At 66.4% G+C, this 23,582-nt stretch carries 15 protein-coding genes; 12 read left to right on the forward strand and 3 right to left on the reverse strand.

Translation table 11 applies throughout. From position 1 onward, the window contains the following. Nucleotides 1-4 precede the first annotated feature (4 nt). From treZ to DWF74_RS01600, 12 genes are all read left to right on the forward strand, one after another. Nucleotides 5-1,801: a malto-oligosyltrehalose trehalohydrolase gene (gene treZ / locus DWF74_RS01545; RefSeq protein WP_115580128.1), complete on the forward strand. Its 1,797-nt coding sequence runs from the start codon at nt 5-7 to the stop codon at nt 1,799-1,801. Next, a complete protein-coding gene (gene malQ / locus DWF74_RS01550) occupies nt 1,798-3,879 on the forward strand; it encodes a 4-alpha-glucanotransferase (protein ID WP_115580129.1) in 2,082 nt (693 codons plus the stop codon). Before treZ ends, malQ begins: the two co-directional genes overlap by 4 nt. Next, nucleotides 3,876-6,662, forward strand: coding sequence for a malto-oligosyltrehalose synthase (locus DWF74_RS01555; protein WP_115580130.1), 2,787 nt, complete (start codon nt 3,876-3,878; stop codon nt 6,660-6,662). Before malQ ends, DWF74_RS01555 begins: the two co-directional genes overlap by 4 nt. Before the next feature lie 21 nt (nt 6,663-6,683). Then, nucleotides 6,684-6,983: a DUF2934 domain-containing protein gene (locus DWF74_RS01560; RefSeq protein WP_102863449.1), complete on the forward strand. Its 300-nt coding sequence runs from the start codon at nt 6,684-6,686 to the stop codon at nt 6,981-6,983. A gap of 115 nt (nt 6,984-7,098) precedes the next feature. After that, complete coding sequence (gene glgX, locus DWF74_RS01565) at nt 7,099-9,258, forward strand: glycogen debranching protein GlgX (protein WP_102863448.1); 2,160 nt, start codon at nt 7,099-7,101, stop codon at nt 9,256-9,258. Nucleotide 9,259: 1 nt separating this feature from the next. Beyond that, nucleotides 9,260-10,273 carry an acyl-CoA dehydrogenase family protein gene (locus DWF74_RS01570; protein WP_115580131.1) on the forward strand — a complete coding sequence of 338 codons (1,014 nt, stop codon included), beginning with the start codon at nt 9,260-9,262 and terminating at the stop codon, nt 10,271-10,273. Next, nucleotides 10,270-11,028 carry a PIG-L deacetylase family protein gene (locus DWF74_RS01575; RefSeq protein WP_115580132.1) on the forward strand — a complete coding sequence of 253 codons (759 nt, stop codon included), beginning with the start codon at nt 10,270-10,272 and terminating at the stop codon, nt 11,026-11,028. The genes DWF74_RS01570 and DWF74_RS01575 overlap by 4 nt, the downstream gene beginning before the upstream one ends. After that, entirely contained in the window at nt 11,025-11,624 is a 600-nt protein-coding gene (locus DWF74_RS01580) for a class I SAM-dependent methyltransferase (RefSeq protein WP_115580133.1), read from the forward strand. Before DWF74_RS01575 ends, DWF74_RS01580 begins: the two co-directional genes overlap by 4 nt. Beyond that, nucleotides 11,621-12,274 (forward strand): glycosyltransferase, encoded by a 654-nt coding sequence (locus DWF74_RS01585; RefSeq protein WP_102863444.1) that lies wholly within the window; start codon nt 11,621-11,623, stop codon nt 12,272-12,274. The genes DWF74_RS01580 and DWF74_RS01585 overlap by 4 nt, the downstream gene beginning before the upstream one ends. Nucleotides 12,275-12,565: 291 nt before the next feature. Beyond that, nucleotides 12,566-13,324, forward strand: a complete 759-nt coding sequence (locus DWF74_RS01590; RefSeq protein ID WP_102863443.1) for a PIG-L deacetylase family protein — start codon at nt 12,566-12,568, stop codon at nt 13,322-13,324. Nucleotides 13,325-13,408: 84 nt separating this feature from the next. Beyond that, on the forward strand, nt 13,409-14,227 hold the full coding sequence (locus tag DWF74_RS01595) for an endonuclease/exonuclease/phosphatase family protein (RefSeq protein ID WP_102863442.1): 819 nt from the start codon (nt 13,409-13,411) through the stop codon (nt 14,225-14,227). A gap of 402 nt (nt 14,228-14,629) precedes the next feature. Then, entirely contained in the window at nt 14,630-15,607 is a 978-nt protein-coding gene (locus tag DWF74_RS01600) for an autotransporter domain-containing protein (RefSeq protein WP_115580134.1), read from the forward strand. Nucleotides 15,608-15,664: 57 nt separating this feature from the next. Here DWF74_RS01600 and glgB read toward each other — a convergent pair whose 3' ends face one another. From glgB to DWF74_RS01615, 3 genes are all read right to left on the reverse strand, one after another. After that, nucleotides 15,665-17,899 (reverse strand): 1,4-alpha-glucan branching protein GlgB, encoded by a 2,235-nt coding sequence (glgB, locus tag DWF74_RS01605; RefSeq protein WP_102863440.1) that lies wholly within the window; start codon nt 17,897-17,899, stop codon nt 15,665-15,667. Then, complete coding sequence (gene treS, locus DWF74_RS01610) at nt 17,896-21,246, reverse strand: maltose alpha-D-glucosyltransferase (protein WP_115580135.1); 3,351 nt, start codon at nt 21,244-21,246, stop codon at nt 17,896-17,898. Before treS ends, glgB begins: the two co-directional genes overlap by 4 nt. 156 nt (nt 21,247-21,402) lie before the next feature. Continuing rightward, nucleotides 21,403-23,397, reverse strand: a complete 1,995-nt coding sequence (locus DWF74_RS01615; RefSeq protein WP_115580136.1) for an alpha-1,4-glucan--maltose-1-phosphate maltosyltransferase — start codon at nt 23,395-23,397, stop codon at nt 21,403-21,405. Nucleotides 23,398-23,582: the final 185 nt, after the last annotated feature.

Consider the following 23,582-nt stretch of genomic DNA (forward strand, 5'->3'; position numbering starts at 1 on the left):
ACCCATGCCATCAAGCACCCTGCACAGCTGGAGCCACGGCGCAGTGATGCTGGATAACGAGCACACCCGGTTCGCCCTGTGGGCACCGGATGCCCGTGAGGTCAGCGTTGCACTGGCGGACGGCCGGTCATTGCCGATGCGGCCCGAGGCCGACGGCTGGTTCGTGATTCAGGCCCGCTGCCCGGCGGGCAGCCGCTACCGCTACACCATCGATCGACAGATCCAGGTGCCGGACCCGGCCTCCCGAGCCCAGGACGGTGATGTGCATGGCCCCAGCCTGGTGGTCGACCACAACGCCTACGCCTGGCAGCAGCCCCAGTGGCGTGGCCGGCCCTGGCACGAGGCGGTGATCTACGAACTGCATGTCGGGGTCATGGGCGGCTACCTGGCGGTGCAGCAGGCCCTGCCGGCCCTGGTGGACCTGGGGGTGACCGCCATCGAGCTGATGCCCCTGGCGGAGTTCCCCGGCGAGCGCAACTGGGGCTACGACGGCGTCCTGCCCTACGCCCCGGAAGCCTCCTACGGTGCTCCCGACGACCTCAAGGCCCTGATTGACGCCGCCCACGGCCTGGGCCTGGCGGTGATCCTCGACGTGGTCTACAACCACTTCGGCCCCGACGGCAACCACCTGCAGCGCTACGCCAAGGGCTTCTTCCGCGAGGATCTGCACACCCCCTGGGGCGCGGCCATCGACTTCCGCCGGCGGCAAGTACGCGACTTCTTCATCGACAACGCCCTGATGTGGCTGCTGGAGTACCGTTTCGACGGCCTGCGCCTGGACGCCGTGCACGCCATCGACGACCCGGACTTTCTCCATGAACTGGCCCAGCGGGTACGCCAGGCGGTGCCGGCGTCGCGCCAGGTGTGGCTCAACCTGGAAAACGAGTTCAACCAGGCCAGCCTGCTGCAGCAGGGTTTCGACGCCCAGTGGAACGACGACGGGCACAACGCCCTGCACGTGCTGCTCACCGGGGAGACCGACGCTTACTACGCCGACTTCGCCGACGACCCCACCGCGCAACTGGCCCGCTGCCTGAGCCAGGGCTTCGCCTTCCAGGGCCATGCCAACCGCCACGGCCAACCCCGGGGCGAACCCAGCGGCCACCTGCCCCCCAGCGCCTTTGTGCTGTTCCTGCAAAACCACGACCAGATCGGCAACCGGGCCTTTGGCGAGCGCCTCAACCAGCTGGCGCCGACCCAGGCGCTGCAGGCGGCCACGGTGTTGCTGCTGTTGTCACCGATGATCCCGCTGCTGTTCATGGGCGATGAAGTGGCGGCCCAGGAGCCGTTCCTGTTCTTCACCAGCCATCAGGGGGAACTGGCCGAAGCCGTGCGCCAGGGCCGGCGCAACGAGTTCGCTGCCTTCAGCGCCTTTGCCGACGCCGCCCAGCGCCAGCGCATCCCCGATCCCAACGCCCCCTCGACCTTCCAGGCATCACGGCCCCGCCCCCAGTCGCAACAGGCCGAGACGACCCGCCAGCTGTACCGCAGCCTGCTGCGTATCCGCCACCGCGAACTGATCCCGCGCCTGCCCGGCGCCCAGGCCCTGGATACCCGGGTACTGGCCGAAGGCGCCCTGAGCGCACGCTGGCACCTGGGTGACGGCAGCCTGCTGCGCATCGACCTCAACCTCAGCCCACACCGGGTCGAACTGGAGCCCGAAGCAACAGCACAACTGTGGTTTGAACACCCACCGCGGGCCCTTGAACACTGGCAGCAGGGCTGGTTACCCGCCTTCAGCGCAGTGGTGCAACTGCACAGCGGGCCTTGCCCCACCGCCCCCCTTGGAGAACGCCGATGAGCGATGCGCAACTGGAAATACTCGCCAGCCGCGCCGGCCTGGCAGTGGACTGGATCGACGCCAACGGCCGACCGCAAAAGGTTGAGGCCCGGGTGTTACGGGCCGTGCTGGCGGGCCTGGGCCACCCTGCCGACAGCGACCAGGAAATCGCCGACAGCCTGCAGCAGTTGCATCATCTGCAGCAAAGCCGGCACCTGCCACCGCTGCTGACCGCCGACGTCGGCCAGGGCCTGGACCTGGCCCGGTACTTCGCGCCCGGGACCCGCTGTGCCATCGAGCTGGAAAACGGCGCACCGCTGTCGTTGCAGCTCGATGAAAGGAGCGTGCTGCCAGGACAGATCCCGGTGGGTTACCACTCGGTGCGCATCGAGGAGGAACACTTCACCCTCGCGGTGGCCCCCGCACGCTGCTACAGCGTGGCCGACGCCGTGGGCCAGCCGACCCCACGAGCCTGGGGCCTGAGCGTACAGCTGTATGCCCTGCGCCGCCCCGGTGACGGTGGATTCGGCGATACCCAGGCACTGGAAGAGCTGGCCCGGCAAGCCGCCGAGCGCGGCGCCGATGCCCTGGCCATCAGCCCGCTGCACGCCATGTTCAACAGCGATCCTGAGCGCTACAGCCCTTACTCGCCCTCCAGCCGGTTGTTTCTCAACAGCCTGTACGCCGCTCCCGGGGCCACTCTCGGCGACCGGGCCTGGCGCAGCGCCATCGAATCCTGTGGCCTTGGCCAGGCCTTGCAAGCCCTGGAACAGCAACCACTGATCGACTGGCCCCAGGCGGCCCAGGCCAAGCAACAAGCACTGCGCGCCCTGTACGAAGGCTTCTGCCACGGCCAGCACCCCCTGCACGAGGACTTCGCCAGCTATCGCCGCAGCGCCGGCGAAGCCCTGGAAAACCACTGCCGGTTCGAGGCCATCCAGGCCGAGCGCGCCGCCCGCGGCGAAGACCTGGACTGGCGTCACTGGCCGCAACACTGGCGTAACCCGGCGAGCCCGGCCCTGGCCCGGTTCGCCGAGGAGCAGGCCCATGAAATCGGCTTCCATGCCTTCTGCCAGTGGCTGATCGCCCGCAGCCTGGAACGGGCCCAGAGCGCGGCCCACAGCAGCGGCATGGGCATCGGCCTGATCGCCGACCTGGCGGTGGGCGCCGACGGCGGTGGCAGCCAGGCCTGGAGCCGCCAGGAACAGTTGCTGGCGTCCCTGACCGTGGGTGCGCCACCGGACATCCTCAATCGCCAGGGCCAGGGCTGGGGCATCTGCGCCTTCTCTCCCGAAGGTTTGCAGCGCCATGGTTATCGCGCCTTCATCGAAATGCTCCGGGCCAACTTCGCCCATGCCGGCGGCTTGCGCATTGACCATGTGATGGGCTTGCAACGGCTCTGGGTGATCCCGTCGGGAGCGCCGCCCTGCGACGGTGCCTACCTGTACTACCCGGTGGACGATCTGCTGCGCCTGCTGACCCTCGAATCCCATCGGCACCAGGCCATTGTCCTCGGCGAGGACCTGGGGACGGTGCCCGACGGCCTGCGGGAAAAGCTCGCCGCCCGGGCCATGCTCGGCATGCGCGTGCTTTTGTTCGAACAGGACCACAACTGCCACTTCAAGCCGATCCTGGACTGGCCGGACAACGCCCTGGCCACCACCAGCACCCACGATCTGCCCACCCTCAACGGCTGGTGGCAGGGCCGCGACATCGACTGGAACCTGCGCCTGGGCATGGTGGATGAACAGGGCGCGCGGCAATGGCGCGAACACCGCCAGCGCGAGCGTGACGGCCTGCGCCAGGCCCTGGCCCAGGACCCACAGAACGTTCACCAAGAGGCCCACGAAGCCGACCAAGTGCTGGACGCCAGCGTGCGCTTTCTTGGTCATACCCGTGCACCCCTGGTGCTGCTCCCCCTGGAAGATGCCCTGGGCATCGATGAACAGGCCAACCTGCCCGGCACCCTCGACAGCCACCCCAACTGGCGCCGGCGCCTGGCCAGTGCCAGCCGGCGCCTGCTGGACGATAGCGATGCCGCGCGGCGCCTGGAACTGCTGGCCTGTGCCCGGCAACAAGCCCTAGAGCGTGACCGATGAACCTGCCGTCCCTGCCCTTGCTGCGGGCCAGCCTGCGCCTGCAGTTTCATCAAGGCTTCACCCTCGACGACGCCGTCCCCCTGGTGCCCTACTTCGCCCGCCTGGGCATCAGCCATCTCTATGCCTCACCCCTGCTCCGGGCCCGGGCCGGCTCCCAGCACGGCTATGACGTGGTGGACCCGACCCAGATCAACCCGGAGCTGGGGGGCGAAGCGGCCCTGCGGCGCCTGGTGGCGGCCCTGCGTCAACAAGGGATGGGACTGATCCTCGACATCGTGTCCAACCACATGGCCGTGGGCGGCAGCGACAACCCCTGGTGGCTGGACCTGCTGCAATGGGGGCGGCTGAGCCCCTATGGCGAATTCTTCGATATCCAGTGGCACTCCGCGGACCCGCTGATGGAAGGTCAGTTGCTCCTGCCGTTCCTCGACAGCGACTATGGCGTGGCGCTGCAGGAAGGCCGCTTGAAGCTGCGCCTGGACGACGACCTGGGTGGCTTTCACGTACAGCACCACGACCATTGCTTTCCCATCTGCCCCTGGGACTACGCACCACTGCTGCGACTTGCGGAGCCGCTGGACGCCGAGTCCAGCGGCGCCCTGAAATCCCTGGCCGACGGTTTTGCGGCGTTGCGCTTCAACGGCGCCGCCCATGCCCAGGCCCGGCCCCTGCAACAAGCACTGGCACAGCAACTGCGCCAGCCGTCAGTGCGCCAGGCCATCGACGCCCACTTGCAAGGCTACGACTCGCGCCAGGCCGACGGCTTCACGCGTTTGCATCAGTTGCTGGAACAACAGAGCTACCGTCTGGCCAGCTGGCGCACCGCGGCCGATGACATCAATTGGCGGCGTTTCTTCGACGTCAATGAACTGGGGGCCCTGCGGGTCGAACGCCCGGCCGTGTTCGAAGCCACCCACGCCAAGGTCTTCCAGCTGATCGAAGAAAACCTGGTGGATGGCCTGCGCATCGACCACATCGATGGCCTGGCCGATCCCCGGGGTTACTGCCGCAAGCTGCGGCGCCGGGTCGACCGCCTGCGTCCGGGCCAGCACCTGCCGATCTACGTCGAGAAGATCCTCGGCGCGGGCGAGACCCTGCATCGCGACTGGGGCGTGGACGGCAGCACCGGCTACGAATTCATGAACCAGCTGTCGCTGTTGCAACAGGCCCCCGCCGGCCAGGCGCTGCTGGCAGAGCTGTGGAGCCGGCACAGCCAGCGGTCGCCGCAGTTCGGCGAGGAAGCCCTGCAGGCACGCCAGCAGATCCTCAACGGTTCCCTGGCCGGTGACTTTGAAAACGTGGCCCAGGCGCTGCTGCAAGTGGCGCGGCTGGACTTGATGAGCCGCGACCTGACCCTGGGGGCCATCCGCCGGGCGCTGCAGGAGCTGATCGTGCACTTTCCGGTGTACCGCACCTACATCGGTGCCCAGGGCCGCGGCCCCCAGGACCAGCGGTTTTTCCAACAGGCCATGGACGGCGCCCGAGGCCGCCTGAGCGAGACCGACTGGCCGGTACTCGATTGCCTGGAGCGCTGGCTCGGCGGCCAGGGCTGGCGCCGGCAACCACCGGGCCGGGCGCGCAAGCTGCTGCGCCACGCCTGCGTGCGCTTCCAGCAACTGACCTCGCCGGCCGCGGCCAAGGCCGTGGAGGACACCGCCTTCTACCGCTCGGCGGTGCTCCTGGCGCGCAATGACGTGGGCTTCAACAGCGAACAGTTCAGCGCGCCGATCTCGGCCTTCCACAGCGCTTGCCAGCAGCGCCTGGACAGCTTCCCCGACAACCTGCTGACCAGCGCCACCCATGACCACAAGCGTGGCGAAGACAGCCGCGCGCGCCTGGCCCTGCTCAGTGAGCGGGCCCCCTGGTATGCCCGCCAAGTGGCCAGCTGGCGGCTGTTGGCTGCCCCCTTGCACCAGCACCCCGACGTCCCTTCGGCAGGCGATGAACTGATCCTCTATCAAACCCTGCTGGGCAGTTGGCCCCTGGATTTGCGGGCCGAGGATCAGCCGGGCCTGGAGCGCTATGCCCGGCGCATCTGGCAATGGCAACTCAAGGCCCTGCGTGAAGCCAAGCTGCACAGCAGTTGGGCAGCCCCCAATCCTGATTACGAAGAGGGCGTTCAGGCGTTTGTCAGCGCCGTGCTGGTCTCGCCGCAAGGCCTGGCCCTGCGCCAGTCGCTTGCGGCGGCAGCCAACAGCATCGCCCCTGGCGGCGCCCTCAACAGCCTGGCGCAAACTTTGCTGCGCATGACCGTACCAGGGGTGCCGGACCTGTATCAGGGCAACGACTTCTGGGACTTCAGCCTGGTGGACCCGGACAACCGCCGACTGCCGGACTACCCGGCCCGGCAACGGGCCCTGGACAGCCCGCGCGATCCTCGGCAGTGGCTGGCCCAGTGGCGTGACGGACGCATCAAGCAGGGCCTGATCGCCCGCGTCCTGGGCCTGCGCGGTCAATACCCGGAGCTGTTCCAGCGCGGCAGCTACCAGCCGCTGACGGTGCTGGGGCAGGAAGCCGGCCGGGTGCTGGCGTTCATGCGTGAATACCAGGAACAACGAGCCGTGGTGATAGTGCCGATCCAGGTCGCCGGCCTGCTGGATGACAGTGCAATCCCCAAGGTGGATGCGCAGCGATGGGGCGATACACGGGTGCAACTACCGTTCACCGCTTCGGGCCGCAACCTGAATGGACTTTTTTCAACCGGAGCAGTCACACCCCACAAGGAATTGCTGATCAGCGCCGTATTGCAAGACTTTCCACTCAACCTTTTGATTCAACATTGAGTTCAGTCCAGGAGCATTGCGATGAGTACCGACGACAAACGCATACGTGAATTCGCCTATCAGATCTGGGAGTCGGAAGGGAAACCGGAGGGTCACGAAGCCCGACACTGGGAAATGGCCCGCAAGCTCGCCGAGGCCGAGGCCCTGGCCCCGAGCCAGCCGCCCAAGGGCGCCAAGAGCAAATCTGCCGCCGCCAGTGCGCCCAGCAAGAGCGCCAGCAAACCCAAGGCCAAGTCGGCCGCCGCGGTGGTAGTGCCGCCAGGAGAGAAGCCTGCGGCGCCGAAGAAACCCCGGGCACCGCGCAAGCCGCCAGCCCACTGACGACACTCCCGCCTCTCTATCGCCCTGAACCGGTGGCGCGCCCGCACGCCACCCTGGATGGCTTCGCCCTGAAAAACCTACGGCCGGCCCCCTGATCCTTTTTGCAGGAGCAACCATGAGCAGATCCAAGCAGACTCCGCCGACTCCCGAGAACGAACCCTCGCGCATCCGTGAAGGCCTGCCCTTCCCTCTGGGCGCCACCTGGGATGGCCTGGGCGTCAACTTCGCGCTGTTCTCGGCCAATGCCACCAAGGTCGAACTGTGCCTGTTCGACGCCGCCGGCGACGTGGAGCTCGAACGTATCGAACTGCCCGAGTACACCGACGAAATCTTCCACGGCTACCTGCCCGACGCTCACCCCGGGCTGATCTACGGCTACCGAGTGCACGGCCCCTATGAGCCGGCCAACGGCCACCGTTTCAACCCCAACAAACTGTTGATCGACCCCTATGCCAAGCAGCTGGTGGGCCAATTGAAATGGTCCGAGGCGCTGTTCGGCTACACCATCGGCCATCCTGACGCCGACCTCAGCTTTGATGAACGGGACAGCGCGCCCTTCGTGCCCAAGTGCAAAGTCATCGACCCGGCCCACACCTGGGGCCACGACCATCGGGTCAGCGTGCCCTGGGACAAGACCATCCTCTACGAGACCCACGTGCGCGGCTTCACCATGACCCATCCCGCAGTGCCGGAACACCTGCGGGGGACCTTTGCCGGGCTGATGGTGGACGACGTGCTGGAGCACATCCGCAAGCTTGGCGTCTCGTCGGTGGAGCTGCTGCCGATCCATGCCTTCGTCAACGACCAGCACCTGCTGCACAAGGGCATGACCAACTACTGGGGCTACAACAGCATCGCCTTCTTCGCCCCCGACCCGCGCTACCTGGCCAGCGGCAAGATCGCCGAATTCAAGGAAATGGTCGCGCACCTGCACGAGGCCGGACTGGAGGTGCTGCTGGACGTGGTCTACAACCACACCGCCGAAGGCAACGAACAAGGCCCGACCCTGTCCATGCGCGGCATCGACAACGCCTCCTACTACCGCCTGATGCCCGACGACAAGCGCTTCTACATCAACGATTCCGGCACCGGCAACACCCTGGACCTGAGCCATCCCTGCGTGCTGCAGATGGTCACCGACTCCCTGCGCTACTGGGCCACGGAAATGCACGTGGACGGTTTCCGCTTCGACCTGGCGACCATCCTCGGCCGCTACCACGATGGTTTCGACGAGCGCCACAGCTTCCTCGTGGCCTGCCGCCAGGACCCGGTGCTGCGCCAGGTGAAGCTGATCGCCGAACCCTGGGACTGCGGCCCCGGCGGCTACCAGGTGGGGCGCTTTCCGCCGGGCTGGGTGGAATGGAACGACCGTTTCCGCGACACCGTGCGGGCCTTCTGGAAAGGCGACGACGGCCAGTTGGCGGACTTCGCCGGGCGCATGACCGCCTCCGGCGAGATGTTCAACCAGCGCGGCCGGCGGCCCTACGCGTCGGTCAATTTCGTCACCGCCCACGACGGCTTCACCCTGCGCGACCTGGTGTCCTACAACGACAAGCACAACCAGGCCAACGACGAGAACAACCAGGACGGCAGCGACAACAACCTGTCCTGGAACCATGGCGTCGAAGGCCCCACCGACGACCCCGAGATCAACGCCCTGCGCCTGCGCCAGATGCGCAACTTCTTCGCCACCCTGCTGCTGGCCCAGGGCACGCCGATGCTGGTGGCCGGCGACGAATTCGCCCGCACCCAGCACGGCAACAACAACGCCTACTGCCAGGACAGCGAGATCGGCTGGATCAACTGGGAGCTGGACGCCGACGGCAAGGCGCTGCTCAAGTTCGTCAAGCGCCTGATCAAGCTGCGCCTGAGCTACCCGATCCTGCGCCGCGGGCGCTTCCTGGTGGGCAGCTACAACGAAGACCTCGGGGTCAAGGACGTCACCTGGCTGGCCCCGGACGGCAACGAGATGAGCACCGAACAATGGCAAGACCCCCACGGCCGTTGCCTGGGCATGCTGCTGGACGGCCGTGCCCAGGAAACCGGCATCCGCCGCCCCGGGGCCGACGCCACGGTGCTGCTGGTGGTCAATGCCCATCACGACATCGTCAATTTCCGCCTGCCCGAGGTTCCGGCCGGCGAGTTCTGGAGCTGCATGCTCGACACCAACCAGCCGGCGGTGCGCGGCCAGGAGCGCTTCGCCTTCGGCCACAGCTACTCGGTGACCGGGCGTTCACTGCTGCTGTTCGAGTTGCAGCATGAGGAAGAAGACTGAAATGGACCTGCAAGCCTTCCTGCGCCATTACCCCGACCTGGGGCACGCCGATGCCCCGGCGCTGGGCCTGTGCCTGGAGGCTCTGGTGGCCGCCGGCCTGGATCGCCTGCCGCGGCCGGCGGGCGGTGCCACCCTGCAGCGTTGGCAGGCCCTGGCCCGGGTCGCCGGACATGACCTGGGCCTGTGCAAGCTCTACGAGGGACACACCGATGCCCTGGCGATCATGCAGGAGCTGGACTGCGTCGTCGCCCCCGGCACCACCTGGGGCACCTGGGCCGCCGAACCGCCCCGGGCCCGGGTTCAGGCCGACGCCGACGGCCCACACTGCCGCTTAAGCGGGACCAAGGCCTGGTGCTCGGGAGCCGCGGTGCTCAGCCATGCCCTGCTCACCGCCTGGGACAGCGCGGGGCGCCAGCGCCTGGTGGCGGTGGCCCTGGACCAGCCCGGGGTGCAGGTCGAGCGCGGCGGCTGGCAGGCGGTGGGCATGGCCAATACCGATAGCCGGCAGGTGCGGTTCGACCAGGCACGGGGCCATTGGGTCGGCGGGCCGGACGACTACCTGCAGCGTCCGGGTTTCTGGCAGGGCGCCATGGGCATCGCCGCCTGCTGGCTGGGCGCGGCCCAGGCCATCGCCCTGCCGCTGCGCGAACACTGCGCCAAGCACGACGAGCCCCACGCCCAAGCGCATCTGGGGGCGGTGGACAGCGCCCTGCATCAGGCCGCCTGCGTCCTGCGCCACAGTGCCCGGCAGCTGGACCAGGCCCCCGACGCCGATTGCCAACTGCTGGCCCGGCGCACCCGGGCCGTGACCGAAGCCAGCGTCGACAGCCTGCTGCGGCATGTCGGTCGGGCCCTGGGCGCGGGCCCCTACTGCCTGGACCGGCACTTCGCCCGGCTGCTGGCCGACCTGCCGGTATTTATCCGCCAGAGCCATGCCGAACGCGACCTGGCCCAGCTCGGCCAACAGCTGGCCGGCGAAGCCGCTGCGGCGGACCGGGGAGGATGGTGCCTGTGAAAGCCAATCCGATTGTCGGCCGCGGCACTTCACTGAAGGCCTGGCAGGCCTCCTCGCACCTGCGGGCGATGGCCTGCGTGGATATCCAGACCCTGGTTGCGCCCGGTTCGCGGGCGGTGATCGTGGCCCCGCACCCGGACGACGAAATCCTCGGCTGCGGCGGCCTCCTGCAATTGCTGGCGGCCGCGGGACGGGAACTGTTGCTGATTTCAGTCACCGATGGCAGCGCCAGCCATCCCGGCTCACCGCGCTGGCCCATCGAGCGCCTGAGCCTGGTGCGACCCCAGGAGTCCGCCGAAGGCCTGCGCCGCCTGGACCTGCCACTGGCGCGGATCACATGGCTGCGCGGCGGCTTCCAGGACAGCCGCGTGGCCCGGGACGAAGCGGCCCTGGCGCGCTACATCCAGGCGTGCCTGCGGCCGGACGATGTGCTGTTCAGCACCTGGTGCGAGGACGGCCACTGCGACCACGAGGCCGTGGGTCGGGCCAGCGCCCTGGCCGCCCGGACCACGGGTGCGCGCCTCAGGGAGTTGCCCATCTGGGGCTGGCACTGGGCCGACCCCGAGGGCCGCCAGTTGCCCTGGGAGCGCGCCCGCAAGGTGCTGCTCAGCCCCGCCCAGGTGGCACGCAAGCGTCACGCCATCCACGCCTTCACCAGCCAGCTGGAGGGCGACCCGGACATTGGCCTGGCACCGGTGCTGGCGCCACACATCATCGAGCGCCTGCTGCAACCCTTCGAGGTGGTATTCCTATGAGCGTCGACAGTCACTATTTCGAAGGGCTGTTCGCCCGGGACCAGGACCCCTGGGCCTTTCGCCGACGCTGGTACGAACAGCGCAAGCGCGCCATCACCCTGGCCAGCCTGCCGCGGCGCCATTACCGGAGCATTTTCGAACCCGGATGCGCCAACGGCGAACTCAGCGCCGAACTGGCGACTCGCTGCGACAGCCTGCTGTGCTGCGACACCGCACAGACTGCGGTCGGCCTGGCCCGGCAACGCCTGCGCTCGATGCCCCAGGCCCGGGTGGAATGCGCGCGCCTGCCCGAGGACTGGCCCGACGGCCCCTTCGAGCTGATTGTCATCAGCGAGCTTGGCTACTACCTGGACCCCGGCGATCTGGCGCGCCTGGTGACTCGGGCCCTGGGCTCCCTGGCCGCCGACGGTCAGTTGCTGGCCTGTCATTGGCGTCCGCCCATCGCCGGCTGTCCCCTGGAGGGCGGGCAAGTGCATGCAATGCTCCACCGGCAGTTGCAGCTGCCACGCCTGCTGGAACATCAGGACGCGGATTTTCTCCTCGACCTCTGGGGTCGCGACGCGGATTCGGTCGCGACCCTGGAGGGCCTGCGATGATCGGTGTGGTGATTCCCGCCCATAACGAAGAGCAACTGCTGGCCGACTGCCTGCAATGCGCCCTGACAGCCGCCAGCCACCCCGACCTGAAGGAGGACGTGCTGATCCTGGTGGTGCTCGACAGCTGTTCCGACCGCTCCCTGAGCATCGCCCGCCAGTACGCCGTGCAGCACCTGCAATTGCAGGTGCGCAATGTCGGACGGGCGCGCGCCGCCGGCGCGCAATGGCTGCTGCAGGCCGGGGCTCGCTGGCTGTCGTGCACCGACGCCGACAGCCGGGTGCCCGCGGACTGGCTGGTGGCCCAGCTGGCCCAGGGCACCGACGCCGTCTGCGGCACGGTCACCGTCGACTGCTGGAGCGAAGGCTTCGCGCCCCAGGCCCAGGCCCGCTACCACGATGCCTACCAGAGCGCCGATGAGCATCGGCATGTTCATGGCGCCAACCTGGGCATCAGCGCCGCGGCCTATGTTCGCGCCGGCGGTTTCGAAGCCCTGGCGTGTCACGAGGACGTGCAACTGGTGCGACAGCTGCAGCGCAGCGGCGCCAGCATCGCCTGGAGCCGGCACCCGCAGGTGATTACCAGCGGGCGCCTGGACAGCCGGGCCCGGGGCGGCTTTGGCGATTACCTGCAAAGCCTGGTCGAACCTTGAAGGGCGAGGAAGTTGCGCACGACTTTCGTCTTGTGGCCTCCCCCGGGGAGCAATTGCCGTCTACCCTGTGACAGGGTTCGTAATGCTCGAACAAAGCTTGGGCCGCCCCTACGTGGACGGTTCCAGGCTGTGTATGATGAGCCCCGCATCGCGGCGCCCCAAAGGGATGGAGCGCCGGTACTTCACGCTGAGGCGGATGCCAGAATCAGCGTACGTGCAAACCCAGGGTCGCCACTGAACGGATGTTCAGGCCTCATTGCCGTGACCCGGAAAACAGGGATGTGACACCTCATGAAAGCCATAACCGCAATAGACAACAGCTGGCCCAGCCAGATCTGGAACGGCGCCCGCCACCTGGCCGACGTTCCCCCCATCAACCTCGGCAATCTGGTTCCACCCGGCTCTCGGGCCGTGATCATCGCCCCTCACCCCGGCGATGAAGTGGTAGCCAGCGGCGGCCTGCTGCAAGTGCTGGCCCACCATGGCCACCCCCTGCAACTGATCTCCATCAGCGACGGCAGCGCCAGTCACCCAGGCTCCGAGCTGTGGCCCAAGCGCCGCCTCAGCGTGTTCCGGCCCCAGGAAAGCGCCGAGGCCCTGCGCCGCCTGGGGCTGCCCCTGCACAGCCTGAAGTGGATTCGTGGTGGCTTTGCCGACAGTGCCCTGAGCGAGCGCGAACAGCAATTGGCGCCATTCATCAGCCGTTACCTGCGTGACAGCGATGTGGTGTTCAGCACCTGGCGCGGCGACGGCAACCTCGATCACGAAGCCGTGGGCCGGGCCGCGGCCAAGGCGGCCGGCCAGGTGGGCGCACGCTTCTACGAGATTCCGATCTGGGCCTGGCACTGGTCCTCGCGCGAGGAGCACCAGATTCCCTGGCAGCGGGCACGCAAGCTGCGCCTGGACACCTGGACCGTGGCCCGCAAGCGCCACGCGGCCCACGCCTACGCCAGCCAGCTGCAGGGTGAACCGGAAATCGGCCTGGAACCGTCCCTGTCGCCGATTCTGCTGGAGCGCCTGCGCCTGCCCTACGAAATCATCCTGATGTAGGCCGGGCCCGGGCGGAAAATAACCTGAACGCGAGTGCCGGCCATCAGTCCCATGAGAAACCGTCACTGATTCACAGGAGTGAGCGTGAGCAGCGAGTCCACCCGCCAGCCCCAGCCGGGAAGCATCCAGCGTCTGCAGATCCTGACCGTCAACACCCACAAGGGTTTCACCGCCCTCAACCGACGCTTCATTCTCCCGGAGCTGCGCGAAGCGGTACGCAGCACCCAGGCCGACCTGGTGTTTCTCCAGGAAGTGCTGGGCGAGCATGAACGCCATGCGTCGCGCCTGGACAACTGGCCGCAGCAATCGCAGTACGAGTTTCTCGCCGACAGCATGTGGAGCGATTACGCCTACGGACGCAATGCGGTGTACCCCGACGGTCATCACGGCAACGCCCTGTTGTCCAAGTACCCGATCCGCCAGTACCGCAACCTGGATGTCTCCATCACCGGCCCTGAGCGCCGCGGCTTGCTGCACTGCGTCCTGGATGTACCCGGATATGCCGAGGTCCACGCCATCTGCGTGCACCTCAGCCTGTTGGAAAGCCACCGGCAACTGCAGCTGGCACTGCTCTGCCAACTGCTCGAATCCCTGCCCGAGGAGGCACCGGTGATCATTGCCGGCGACTTCAACGACTGGCAGATGCACGGCAATGTCGCCCTGGGCCGGCGCGACGACCTGCACGAAGCCTTCGAACGCCATCACGGCCGCCCGGCCAAGACCTACCCCGCGCGCTGGCCCTTGCTGCGCCTGGACCGGGTCTACCTGCGCAATGCCAGCAGCCACCGGCCACAGATCCTCGGCAACAAGCCCTGGACCCATCTCTCCGATCACCTGCCCCTGGCGGTGGAGGTGCAACTGCCGCCCGTAGCCGCACCGCGAGCATCGAGCGATGAACGCTAAAACCGCGATCGTCCCGGCTCACGGATTGCGGGGCGGTGCCGCCCAGTGGCAGCAGGTCTGGTCGACCTGCTGAACCCTGGCGACGAGCAGATCCACGCGCTGGAGTCGCCCCTGATCCCCCCGCCCGCCGCACATCCCTGGCATTCGGACAAAGTGCCATTTTTCAGTGATTTGTCCGCCCAAAAATAACCCTTCCGTTTGTCAGTCATTTTCTTGACGAGCCCCCTGCTCTCTCCTTAGCTACCAATGACCACCCCTGGAAAAAGTAACCGGGAAAAGGCCGAAAACACCTGCTGCAGAGCGGGTCGGCGGACTTTACCCGATTGAATCCGGCTGCCTCTCGAACGGGGGTGGGAGAGGCGCCCCAACGAGATAAAGCATGCATTTGCAAGGTAGACCTCCATGAATACCTCACTCACCTCAAGCCCTCTGCCGTTCGCCTTGTGCAGCCTGTACACATCCTTGCTGTTGTGCTCCATGGAGGTCGCGGCGTCCCCGGGGGAGGACACCGACAACACCGGATACCCCCCAACCCTGAGCAGCCTGCCGATCAGCGCCTCACCCCTGGGCAGCCCGCGCCCGAGCGACTTCGCGGTTCTGGACCGGCCCGGACTGCCGACGCACCTTGAAGTCGGCTACCTAGCGCTGCCCGGCGCTGGCGGCGAACCGCGCAAAGGCCCCCTGCTCTACAGCATCCAGAGCAACGACACCACCCAACAGATCGGCCTGCTGAGTACCCCCAACACCTACACCCTCACCCAAGGCGGCGCCCCGAGCACCGTCAACGACCCACGCAATGCCGGGCTCAGCGTCCAGGGACAAGGCCTGGGCGCCTTCTGGCGCCTGCAGGGTGCCGAGGGCTGGCACCTGGACATGTCCGCCAGCGGCGGCCGGGTCAGCGGTTTCAGTCGCAATGAGCAGGGCCGGGGCATGACCACCGACGGCAACGCCATGACCTTTTCCGTGCAGGGCGGCGTGGCCATAGGCCTGAGTGACAACTGGGTGATCGAACCCCAGGCCCAGGTGATCAACCAACGCATTCGCCTGGACGGTGGCAATAGCAGTAACGACCTCAACGCCTGGAGCGGCCGGGTCGGCGCGCGCCTGCAAGGGCGCTATGACGTCCATGGCCTGCCCCTGGAACCCTATGTGCGCACCAACCTCTGGCATACGGTCTACAGCGGCGAGACCCTGAGCCTGGACCAGGTGGACAAGATCAGCAGCAGCCGCAAATCCTCCACCGTAGAGGTTGGCCTGGGTCTGGTGGCCAGGGTCACCCCCGCCGTGAGCCTGTACGTCAGTGCCGACTACAGCAGCGATGTGGATGACAACGACCTCAACGGCCTGATCGGCAGCCTGGGCGTGCGCATGCGTTGGTGATGCGCCCAGGAAGGTGCCGGTAATGGCCTGATGTTGACCATTACCGGCCACCCGCGGCTAAAGGCTGTCGGGGCGCAGGATCAACACCGCCAGGGGCGGCAGGTTGAGCACCAGGGACAGGGCCTGGCCATGGCTGCCCTGTTCTTCACTGAAGGCTTCGCCGCCATTGCCATAGTTGGAACCGGCATAGAGTTGCGAATCGCTGTTGAGCAGCTCGCTCCAGCGTCCCGCCAGCGGCACGCCGACGCGGTAGGCCTGGCGCGGTACCGGGGTGAAGTTGGCCACCACCAGCAAGGGCTCGCCGGTTTTGCTCCAGCGCAACCAGGCATAGACGCTGTTGATCGCATCGTCGCCGATCAGCCACTGGAAACCCTGGGGCACGTCGTCCTGGTCATGCAACGCCGGGTACTGGCGATACAGCCGGTTGAGGTCGCCCACCAATTGCTGCACGCCCCGGTGCTCCGGGTACTGCAGCAGGTACCAGTCCAGTTGCTGGTCGTGGTTCCACTCACGCCACTGGCCGAACTCGCAGCCCATGAACAGCAGTTTCTTGCCCGGATGAGCCCACATGAAGCTCAGGTACGCCCGCAGGTTGGCGAACTTCTGCCAACGATCGCCCGGCATCTTGTCGATCAGCGAATGCTTGCCGTGCACCACCTCATCATGGGAGATCGGCAGGATGAAACGCTCGGACCAGGCGTACACCAGGCCGAAGCTCAGTTCGTTGTGGTGATGGGCGCGGTATACCGGGTCCTGCTGGATGTAATGCAGGGAGTCGTGCATCCAGCCCATGTTCCATTTGTAGGCAAAGCCCAGGCCGCCCTGGTCGGTGCGCTGGCTGACCCCGGGCCAGGCGGTGGATTCCTCGGCGATCACCAGGGCGCCCGGCGCTTCCAGGGCCACCACATCGTTGAGGTGGCGCAGAAAGTCGATGGCTTCCAGGTTCTCGCGGCCGCCGTGGCGGTTCGGCACCCATTCACCAGCCTTGCGCGAATAGTCGCGATAGAGCATTGAGGCCACCGCATCCACCCGCAGACCGTCAACATGGAAATGCTTGAGCCAGTGCAGCGCCGAGGCCAGCATGAAACCGTGCACTTCCGTGCGCCCGAGGTTGTAGATCAGGGTGTCCCAGTCCTGGTGAAAGCCTTCCAGGGGGTTGCCGTACTCATAGAGCGCGGTGCCGTCGAACTGGGCCAAGCCATGGGTATCGGTGGGAAAGTGCGCCGGCACCCAGTCGAGGATCACGCCGATATCCGCCTGGTGGCAGGCGTCGACAAAAGCGGCGAAATCCTGGGGCGAGCCATAGCGGGCACTGGGGGCGAACTGTGACAGCGGTTGATACCCCCAGGAGCCGCCGAAGGGGTGTTCCATGATCGGCATCAGCTCGATATGGGTGAAGCCCAGGTCCTTGACGTAGGGGATCAGGCGTTCGGCCAGCTCGGCCCAGCGGTACTGGCGGGCCACCTCCCCCAGGTCATCCACTTCGCACTGCCAGGAGCCGGCGTGCAACTCGTAGATGGACAAGGGCGCATCGGTTCGCTGATGTTCGCCCCTGGCCTGCATCCATGCCTGGTCCTGCCAGTGGAATTGCAAGGGCTCGGCGACCCTGGACGCGGTGTCCGGCGGCAACTGGGTGGCCAGGGCCATGGGGTCGGCCTTGAGCGGCAGGATGCCCTGGGGCCCGAGAATCTCGTACTTGTAGGCCTCTCCAGGTTGCAGGCGCGGAACGAACAGTTCCCAGACCCCGGAGGGATGCCGCAGGCGCATGGGGTGGCGCCGCCCGTCCCAGATATTGAAGTCCCCCACCACCGAGACCCGCCGGGCGTTGGGCGCCCAGACCGCAAAGCGCACGCCCTGGACGCCGTCCACGGTGGTCGGTTGCGCCCCCAGGCAGGAGCCGAGGTCACGATGATTGCCTTCGGCGAACAGATACAGATCCATCTCCCCCAGCAACGGGCCGAAGCTGTAGGGGTCTTCACTGACCTGCTCGCCACCGGCCCACTGCACCCGCAGCAGATAGGGCCGGCTCTGGCTGAAATGCCCGGCAAACAGCCCGGGCACTTCGGCGGCGTGGAGGCTGCCGAGCACTTGCTGCTGCTCCCGGTCCAGCACCTGCACGCTCAGGGCGCCGGGCAGATAGGCCCGGATGAATTGCCCGCCGGCACCGTCTCCGTGAGGCCCGAGCACAGCGAACGGATCAGGATGCTCGGCCCGCACCAGGGCATCGATGACCTCGGCTGACGGGAGCAATGCCGGTTGGTTCTTTCCCTGTTCCTTGTTCGAGACACTCATGACTGCTCTCCATCACGCTCAAGATCGGAAAAGGGTTCCAGTTCACGCAACAGCCCCACCAGGCCGTGCAAGGGCACAGGCAGCCAGGTGGGCCGGTTTTCCGCTTCATAGGCCAGCTCATAGGCGGCCTTCTCCAGACTGAACAGGGCCAGTGCGGCATCCGCAGCCGCCGGGTCCTGCCACTCATGGGCAAGACTAGCCGTCGCCAGCCGATACGCCTGGACAAAGGCTTGCCGCGCCTCCTGCAGATAACGACGGACCACCCGTTGCCGGGCCTGCTCGGCCATCTGCGCGCCCTCCACTGCTGGCGTCTCCAGGGCCATGGCGGCAGCGTAGTCGAAGGAGCGCAACACCCCGCTGACATCCTTGTATGGGCTGTGCTTGCCCCGACGCTCTGCCAGAGGCCGCGCCGGCTCACCCTCGAAGTCGATCAGGTAGGCATCGCCCTTGACCACCAGCACCTGCCCCAGATGCAGGTCACCATGCACCCGGATCCGCAGCCCACCCACCAACTGCCTGGCCAGTTGCTGGATGTGACCGAGGATTTTCGTCTTGTGCTGCAACAATCGGCTCACCCGTTTCTGGTCGCCGGGACTCAGCTCGCCCTGACGCTGCTGGAGCAACTGCAACCCCCGTTCCACTTGTGCCGCCACCTGACGATTCCAGGCCTGGGTGTCCTTGAGGGTGCTCACTTGCGGTGCAAAGTCCGGGGGGCTGTCGGGGGCCGCCAGCAACAGGTGCATTTCTCCCAGGCGCTGCCCCAGCAGGCCGGCGAAATCCTCAAGCTCCCCCAGGGCGTTGTAGTGTTGTTCCTGCTCGGACATGGCCTGCGCCCACTCATCGCGGATGGCCCGCTCCAGGTTGTTCTGGGTCCATTCCCAGGCATCCCCCTGATTGCTCAGGTAGCCCTGGGCGATCATCAGCAGATGATCCTCGCCCTGCTCATCGCGGCGCACCACCGAGCCCAGCAAGGGCGAGATATGGCGGAATCCGGCGGCAGTGAGGAAGGCGCCCATTTCCAGTTCCGGGTGAATGCCTGCTTCCACCCTGCGAATCAGCTTGAGCACCAGACTGCCCCCCACCACCACCGAGCTGTTGGACTGTTGCGCCGAGAGGTAGCGCACCTCGGAGTCAGCGCTGAGCCCCGACTCGGCCAGTAACCCGGTGCCGTCGAAGCGGATCTGCCCGGCAGCGCTGTCCAGCCGGGTCTGCGCCTGCAGGGCCAGCAGCACGTTGCGCACGAAACTGTCCAGGGCGAAGGCGTCGGTGATCAGCCCGACCTGGCGTCCGCGCCGCACCCGGGCCATGGCCAGTTGCTGAGGCAAGGCACTGCCGAGCGGCTCTTCCCCGAGCAGGCCGAAGGGCAGTTGATAGCGCTGGCGCTGCCCATCGCTGGTGACCTCGATCTCGCTGAGCAGCACGGGATGCTGGGGATCGCCAAAACCTACACCGTAGGCGATCTGTGCCTGCTCGATGGCGCTGTCCTTGCCAGCGAACCAGCGGCGCTTGGGCAGCCAGTGGGGCAAGACGCTGTGCTCCAGCGTGGTGCGCGATGGCGCTTCGAGCAATTCTTCGAGGCGTTTTTTCAGCACCAGGGTGGTGAAGTCCGGCAGGCTCTGGGCCGGTTCCACATGCCAGCTGGGCATCTGGTTTTCTGCCGCCAGAACGAACCAGTAGAAACCGTAAGGCGCCAGGGTCAGGAGGAAATGCATCTGGCCGATAGGGGGAAAGGCATTTCCGCCGAGCATCTCCACCGGCACCATGCCGGCGAAGGCCGACAGGTCCAGTTCCGCCGCCTGGGCACTGCGCGAGACGTTGGCCACGCAGAGGATGATTTCCTGCTTGCCGTCAGGCCCCGTGTATTCCCGGGTATAGGCCAGAATCCGCCGGTTGCTCGGCGACAGCATCTTCAGCGTGCCCCGGCCAAAGGCCTTGGACTGCTTGCGCACCGCCAGCATGCGTCGGGTCCAGTTGAGCAACGAGTGGGGATCGCCGGACTGGGTCTCGACGTTGACCGACTGATAGCCATACAGCGGGTCCATGATCGGCGGCAGCACCAGGCTCGCCGGGTCGGCGCGGGAAAAGCCGCCATTGCGGTCGATGGACCACTGCATCGGCGTGCGCACGCCGTCGCGGTCCCCCAGGTAGATGTTGTCGCCCATGCCGATCTCGTCGCCGTAATACAGGGTCGGGGTGCCGGGCATCGACAGCAGCAGGCTGTTGAGCAGTTCGATGCGCCGCCGGTCGCGCTCCATCAGCGGTGCCAGGCGCCGGCGAATCCCCAGGTTGATCCGCGCCCGGCGGTCGGCGGCGTAGTAGTTCCACAGGTAGTCGCGCTCCTTGTCGGTGACCATTTCCAGGGTCAGCTCATCGTGGTTGCGCAGAAAGATCGCCCACTGGCAGTGGGCCGGAATCTCCGGGGTCTGGCGCAGGATATCGGTAATGGGGAAGCGGTCTTCCTGGGCCAGGGCCATGTACATGCGCGGCATGAGTGGAAAGTGGAACGCCATGTGGCATTCGTCGCCGTCGTCGCCATTGGTTGATTGGCCAAAGTACAGCTGGGTGTCCTCCGGCCACTGGTTGGCCTCGGCCAGGAGCATGCGGTCCGGGTAGTGGGCGTCGATCTCGGCGCGGATCTGCTTGAGCACCTCGTGGGTCTCGGGCAGGTTCTCGTTGTGGGTGCCATCGCGCTCGATCAGGTAGGGAATGGCGTCCAGGCGCAGGCCGTCGATGCCCATGTCCAGCCAGTAGCGCATCACCGAGAGCACCGCCTTCATCACCTGGGGATTGTCGAAATTGAGGTCCGGCTGGTGGGAATAGAAACGGTGCCAGAAGTACTGCCCGGCCACCGGGTCCCAGGTCCAGTTGGACGTTTCGGTATCCAGGAAGATGATCCGCGTGCCGGCGTATTTCTGCTCGTCGTCGGACCACACATAGAAATTGCGCGCCGCCGAGCCCGGTTTGGCCTTGCGCGCCCGCTGGAACCAGGGGTGCTGGTCCGAGGTGTGATTGATCACCAGCTCGGTGATCACCCGCAGCTCGCGCTTGTGGGCCTCGGCGATAAAGCGCCGGACGTCGGCCAGGGTGCCGTAGTCGGGGCTGACCCCGCGGTACTCGGCGATGTCGTAGCCGTCATCACGGCGTGGCGAGGGGTAGAACGGCAACAGCCAGAGGGTGTTGACCCCCAGTTCCTTGATGTAGTCGAGCTTGGCGATCAACCCGGGAAAGTCGCCGGTCCCGTCGTTATTGGAATCGAAATAGGACTTCACATGCACCTGGTAGATCACCGCGTCCTTGTACCAGAGCGGGTCCTTGATAAAGGTCGCTGAGCGGGGTTTCTTGGCCATGTCGGTCTCCTGAAAAAATGAACTCGCAGCCGCCACACAGCACGCCCTTGGTTGGGGTTGGCTGGCCAGCGAAGGCGTCGCCCGGCCTGCACAAGGCTCACGGGCCGATTCGCCGGCAAGCCGGCGCCTATGAGGAAAAACGCGGCAAGCCGCCGTCTACGTGGGGGTGATGCGCCAGATGCCGAAGGGCTGCGCCGGTTCCAGGCGCATGAATTGGGTCTTGCCGTACCAGGTCCAGCGATGGCCGTTCATCAGGTCCTCCCCCTGGGTGGCGGCATCGTCGGCCAGCCCCAGCTCCCACAGCGGCAGTTCGAAATGGGCCTCCTGGGCATTGAAGGGATCGAGGCTGACCGCCACTAGGACGAAGTTGTCGCCCTCGGCGTTGCGCTTGCCGAAGTACAGGATCTGATCGTTCCAGGCGTTGTACAGCTTGAGCCCCAGGTGACTGTGCAGCGCCGGGTTCTGCCGGCGGATGCGGTTGAGCTGGGCGATCTCGGCAATGATGTTGCCGGCGGCGTTGAAATCCCGGGGCCGGATCTCGTACTTCTCCGAATCCAGGTACTCCTCCTTGCCCGGCACCGGTGCCGATTCACACAGCTCAAACCCGGAGTACATGCCCCACAGTCCCGAGCCCATGCTGGCCAGCACCGCGCGGATCAGAAACCCCGGGCGCCCCGAGTCATGCAGAAACGCCGGATTGATGTCCGGGGTGTTGACGAAGAAGTTCGGCCGGAAGCACTCGCGCCACGGCGACTGATTGAGCTCGCTGAAATAGCTGGCCAGCTCGCTCTTGGTGTTGCGCCAGGTGAAGTAGGTGTAGCTCTGGGTGTAACCGACCTTGCCCAGGCGCGCCATCATCGCCGGGGTGGTAAAGGCCTCGGCGAGGAAGATCACCTCCGGGTACTGGCGGCGCACGTCGCCGATCAGCCATTGCCAGAACGGCAGCGGCTTAGTGTGGGGGTTGTCCACGCGAAAGGTCTTGACCCCCTCCTCGACCCAGCCGATGACGAGGTCCCGCAGCTCCAGCCACAGGCTGGGTATGGCATCAGCGGCATAGAAGTCGAGGTTGACGATGTCCTGATACTTCTTCGGTGGGTTCTCGGCGTACTTGATGGTGCCGTCCGGGCGCCAGTTGAACCAGCCCGGGTGCTGCTTGAGCCAGGGATGGTCCTGGGAACACTGGATGGCGAAATCCAGGGCGATCTCCAGGCCGTGGTCGGCAGCGGCGGCGACCAGACGACGGAAGTCATCCAGGCTGCCCAACTGCGGATGGATCGCCTCGTGGCCGCCCTCCTCGCTGCCAATCGCGTAGGGACTGCCGGGGTCGTCCGGGGCCGCCGTCAACGCGTTGTTGCGCCCCTTGCGGTGGCTGCAGCCAATGGGATGGATGGGTGGGAAATACAGCACGTCGAAGCCCATGTCATGGATCATCGACAGTCGCGAGTGGACGTCGTTGAACGTGCCATGGCGAGACGGATGCTCGGTGATCGAGCGGGGAAACAGCTCGTACCAACTGGCGAACTGCGCCTGTACCCGCTCCACATCCAGGGGGTATTCGGGGCTCAGGCTCAGGTAGGGCCGGTGGTCGGCCTCGGCCATCAGCCGGGCACTGGAATCCTTGAGAAACAGGGCGACCTGCTCGGTCTCCAGCAAGCCGGCAAGCTCTTGTAGCAGCGCCAGCAACCGCTCGCGCAGCGGCCCTTCGCTACGCTCGGCGGCTTGCTGCACCGAAGCCCGCCCCTCTTGCAACTCCAGGCTCACCGGCACCCCGGCCCGGTGTTTTTTCTCCAGTTCGTAACAGAAGCTGGCGAACTGATCGATCCAGGCTTCGATACAAAAGCGATAGCGGCCCACGGTGGGCACGGGAAAGCGCCCCAGCCAGCCATCGTTGCCCTGGTCCTCAAGGGCCTGGCTGCTCCAGGCGTCCTGCTGCTCCTCGCGCCAGCGCACCCGCACGGCCAGTTTGTCGTGGCCGTCGGCGAACACCTTGCACGTCACCTCGACCTGTTGGCCGGCCACCGCCTTGACCGCGAACTGCCCGCCGTCGAGGACCGGGCGGGTGTTCTCGATGGCAATGCGCGGCAGCAACAAGGCCTGAGACAAGGGCAACTGCGCCTGGTATTGCTGTTCAGTCGGTTTTTCTGCAGTCATTGAGCATCACCCCTTTAACGCGCCATGGACGCTCTGGTCGCAGGGCGCCCAGCGCCCCGATGAATCAATGCACCTTGTTTCCGAGCCACCGGCATCGGCGAAAGTTCACCGCGATCGCTGGCCAAATCGACGGGAATCAATTCCCTGCTCCCAGGGTCCACCCAGAGAGCCCGTGCATCGACAAG

This window comes from Pseudomonas protegens (assembly GCF_003363755.1).
GTDB classification, from domain to species: domain Bacteria; phylum Pseudomonadota; class Gammaproteobacteria; order Pseudomonadales; family Pseudomonadaceae; genus Aquipseudomonas; species Aquipseudomonas danubii.

Bases quoted from the DNA above. Each gene is read 5' to 3' on its own strand.
- DWF74_RS01580 (WP_115580133.1), top strand. From the start codon at position 11,025: ATGAGCGTCGACAGTCACTATTTCGAAGGGCTGTTCGCCCGGGACCAG.
- DWF74_RS01555 (WP_115580130.1), top strand. From the start codon at position 3,876: ATGAACCTGCCGTCCCTGCCCTTGCTGCGGGCCAGCCTGCGCCTGCAG.
- DWF74_RS01585 (WP_102863444.1), top strand. From the start codon at position 11,621: ATGATCGGTGTGGTGATTCCCGCCCATAACGAAGAGCAACTGCTGGCC.
- treZ (WP_115580128.1), top strand. From the start codon at position 5: ATGCCATCAAGCACCCTGCACAGCTGGAGCCACGGCGCAGTGATGCTG.
- treS (WP_115580135.1), bottom strand. From the start codon at position 21,246: ATGGCCAAGAAACCCCGCTCAGCGACCTTTATCAAGGACCCGCTCTGG.
- DWF74_RS01590 (WP_102863443.1), top strand. From the start codon at position 12,566: ATGAAAGCCATAACCGCAATAGACAACAGCTGGCCCAGCCAGATCTGG.
- glgX (WP_102863448.1), top strand. From the start codon at position 7,099: ATGAGCAGATCCAAGCAGACTCCGCCGACTCCCGAGAACGAACCCTCG.
- DWF74_RS01570 (WP_115580131.1), top strand. From the start codon at position 9,260: ATGGACCTGCAAGCCTTCCTGCGCCATTACCCCGACCTGGGGCACGCC.
- malQ (WP_115580129.1), top strand. From the start codon at position 1,798: ATGAGCGATGCGCAACTGGAAATACTCGCCAGCCGCGCCGGCCTGGCA.
- glgB (WP_102863440.1), bottom strand. From the start codon at position 17,899: ATGAGTGTCTCGAACAAGGAACAGGGAAAGAACCAACCGGCATTGCTC.
- DWF74_RS01600 (WP_115580134.1), top strand. From the start codon at position 14,630: ATGAATACCTCACTCACCTCAAGCCCTCTGCCGTTCGCCTTGTGCAGC.
- DWF74_RS01560 (WP_102863449.1), top strand. From the start codon at position 6,684: ATGAGTACCGACGACAAACGCATACGTGAATTCGCCTATCAGATCTGG.
- DWF74_RS01615 (WP_115580136.1), bottom strand. From the start codon at position 23,397: ATGACTGCAGAAAAACCGACTGAACAGCAATACCAGGCGCAGTTGCCC.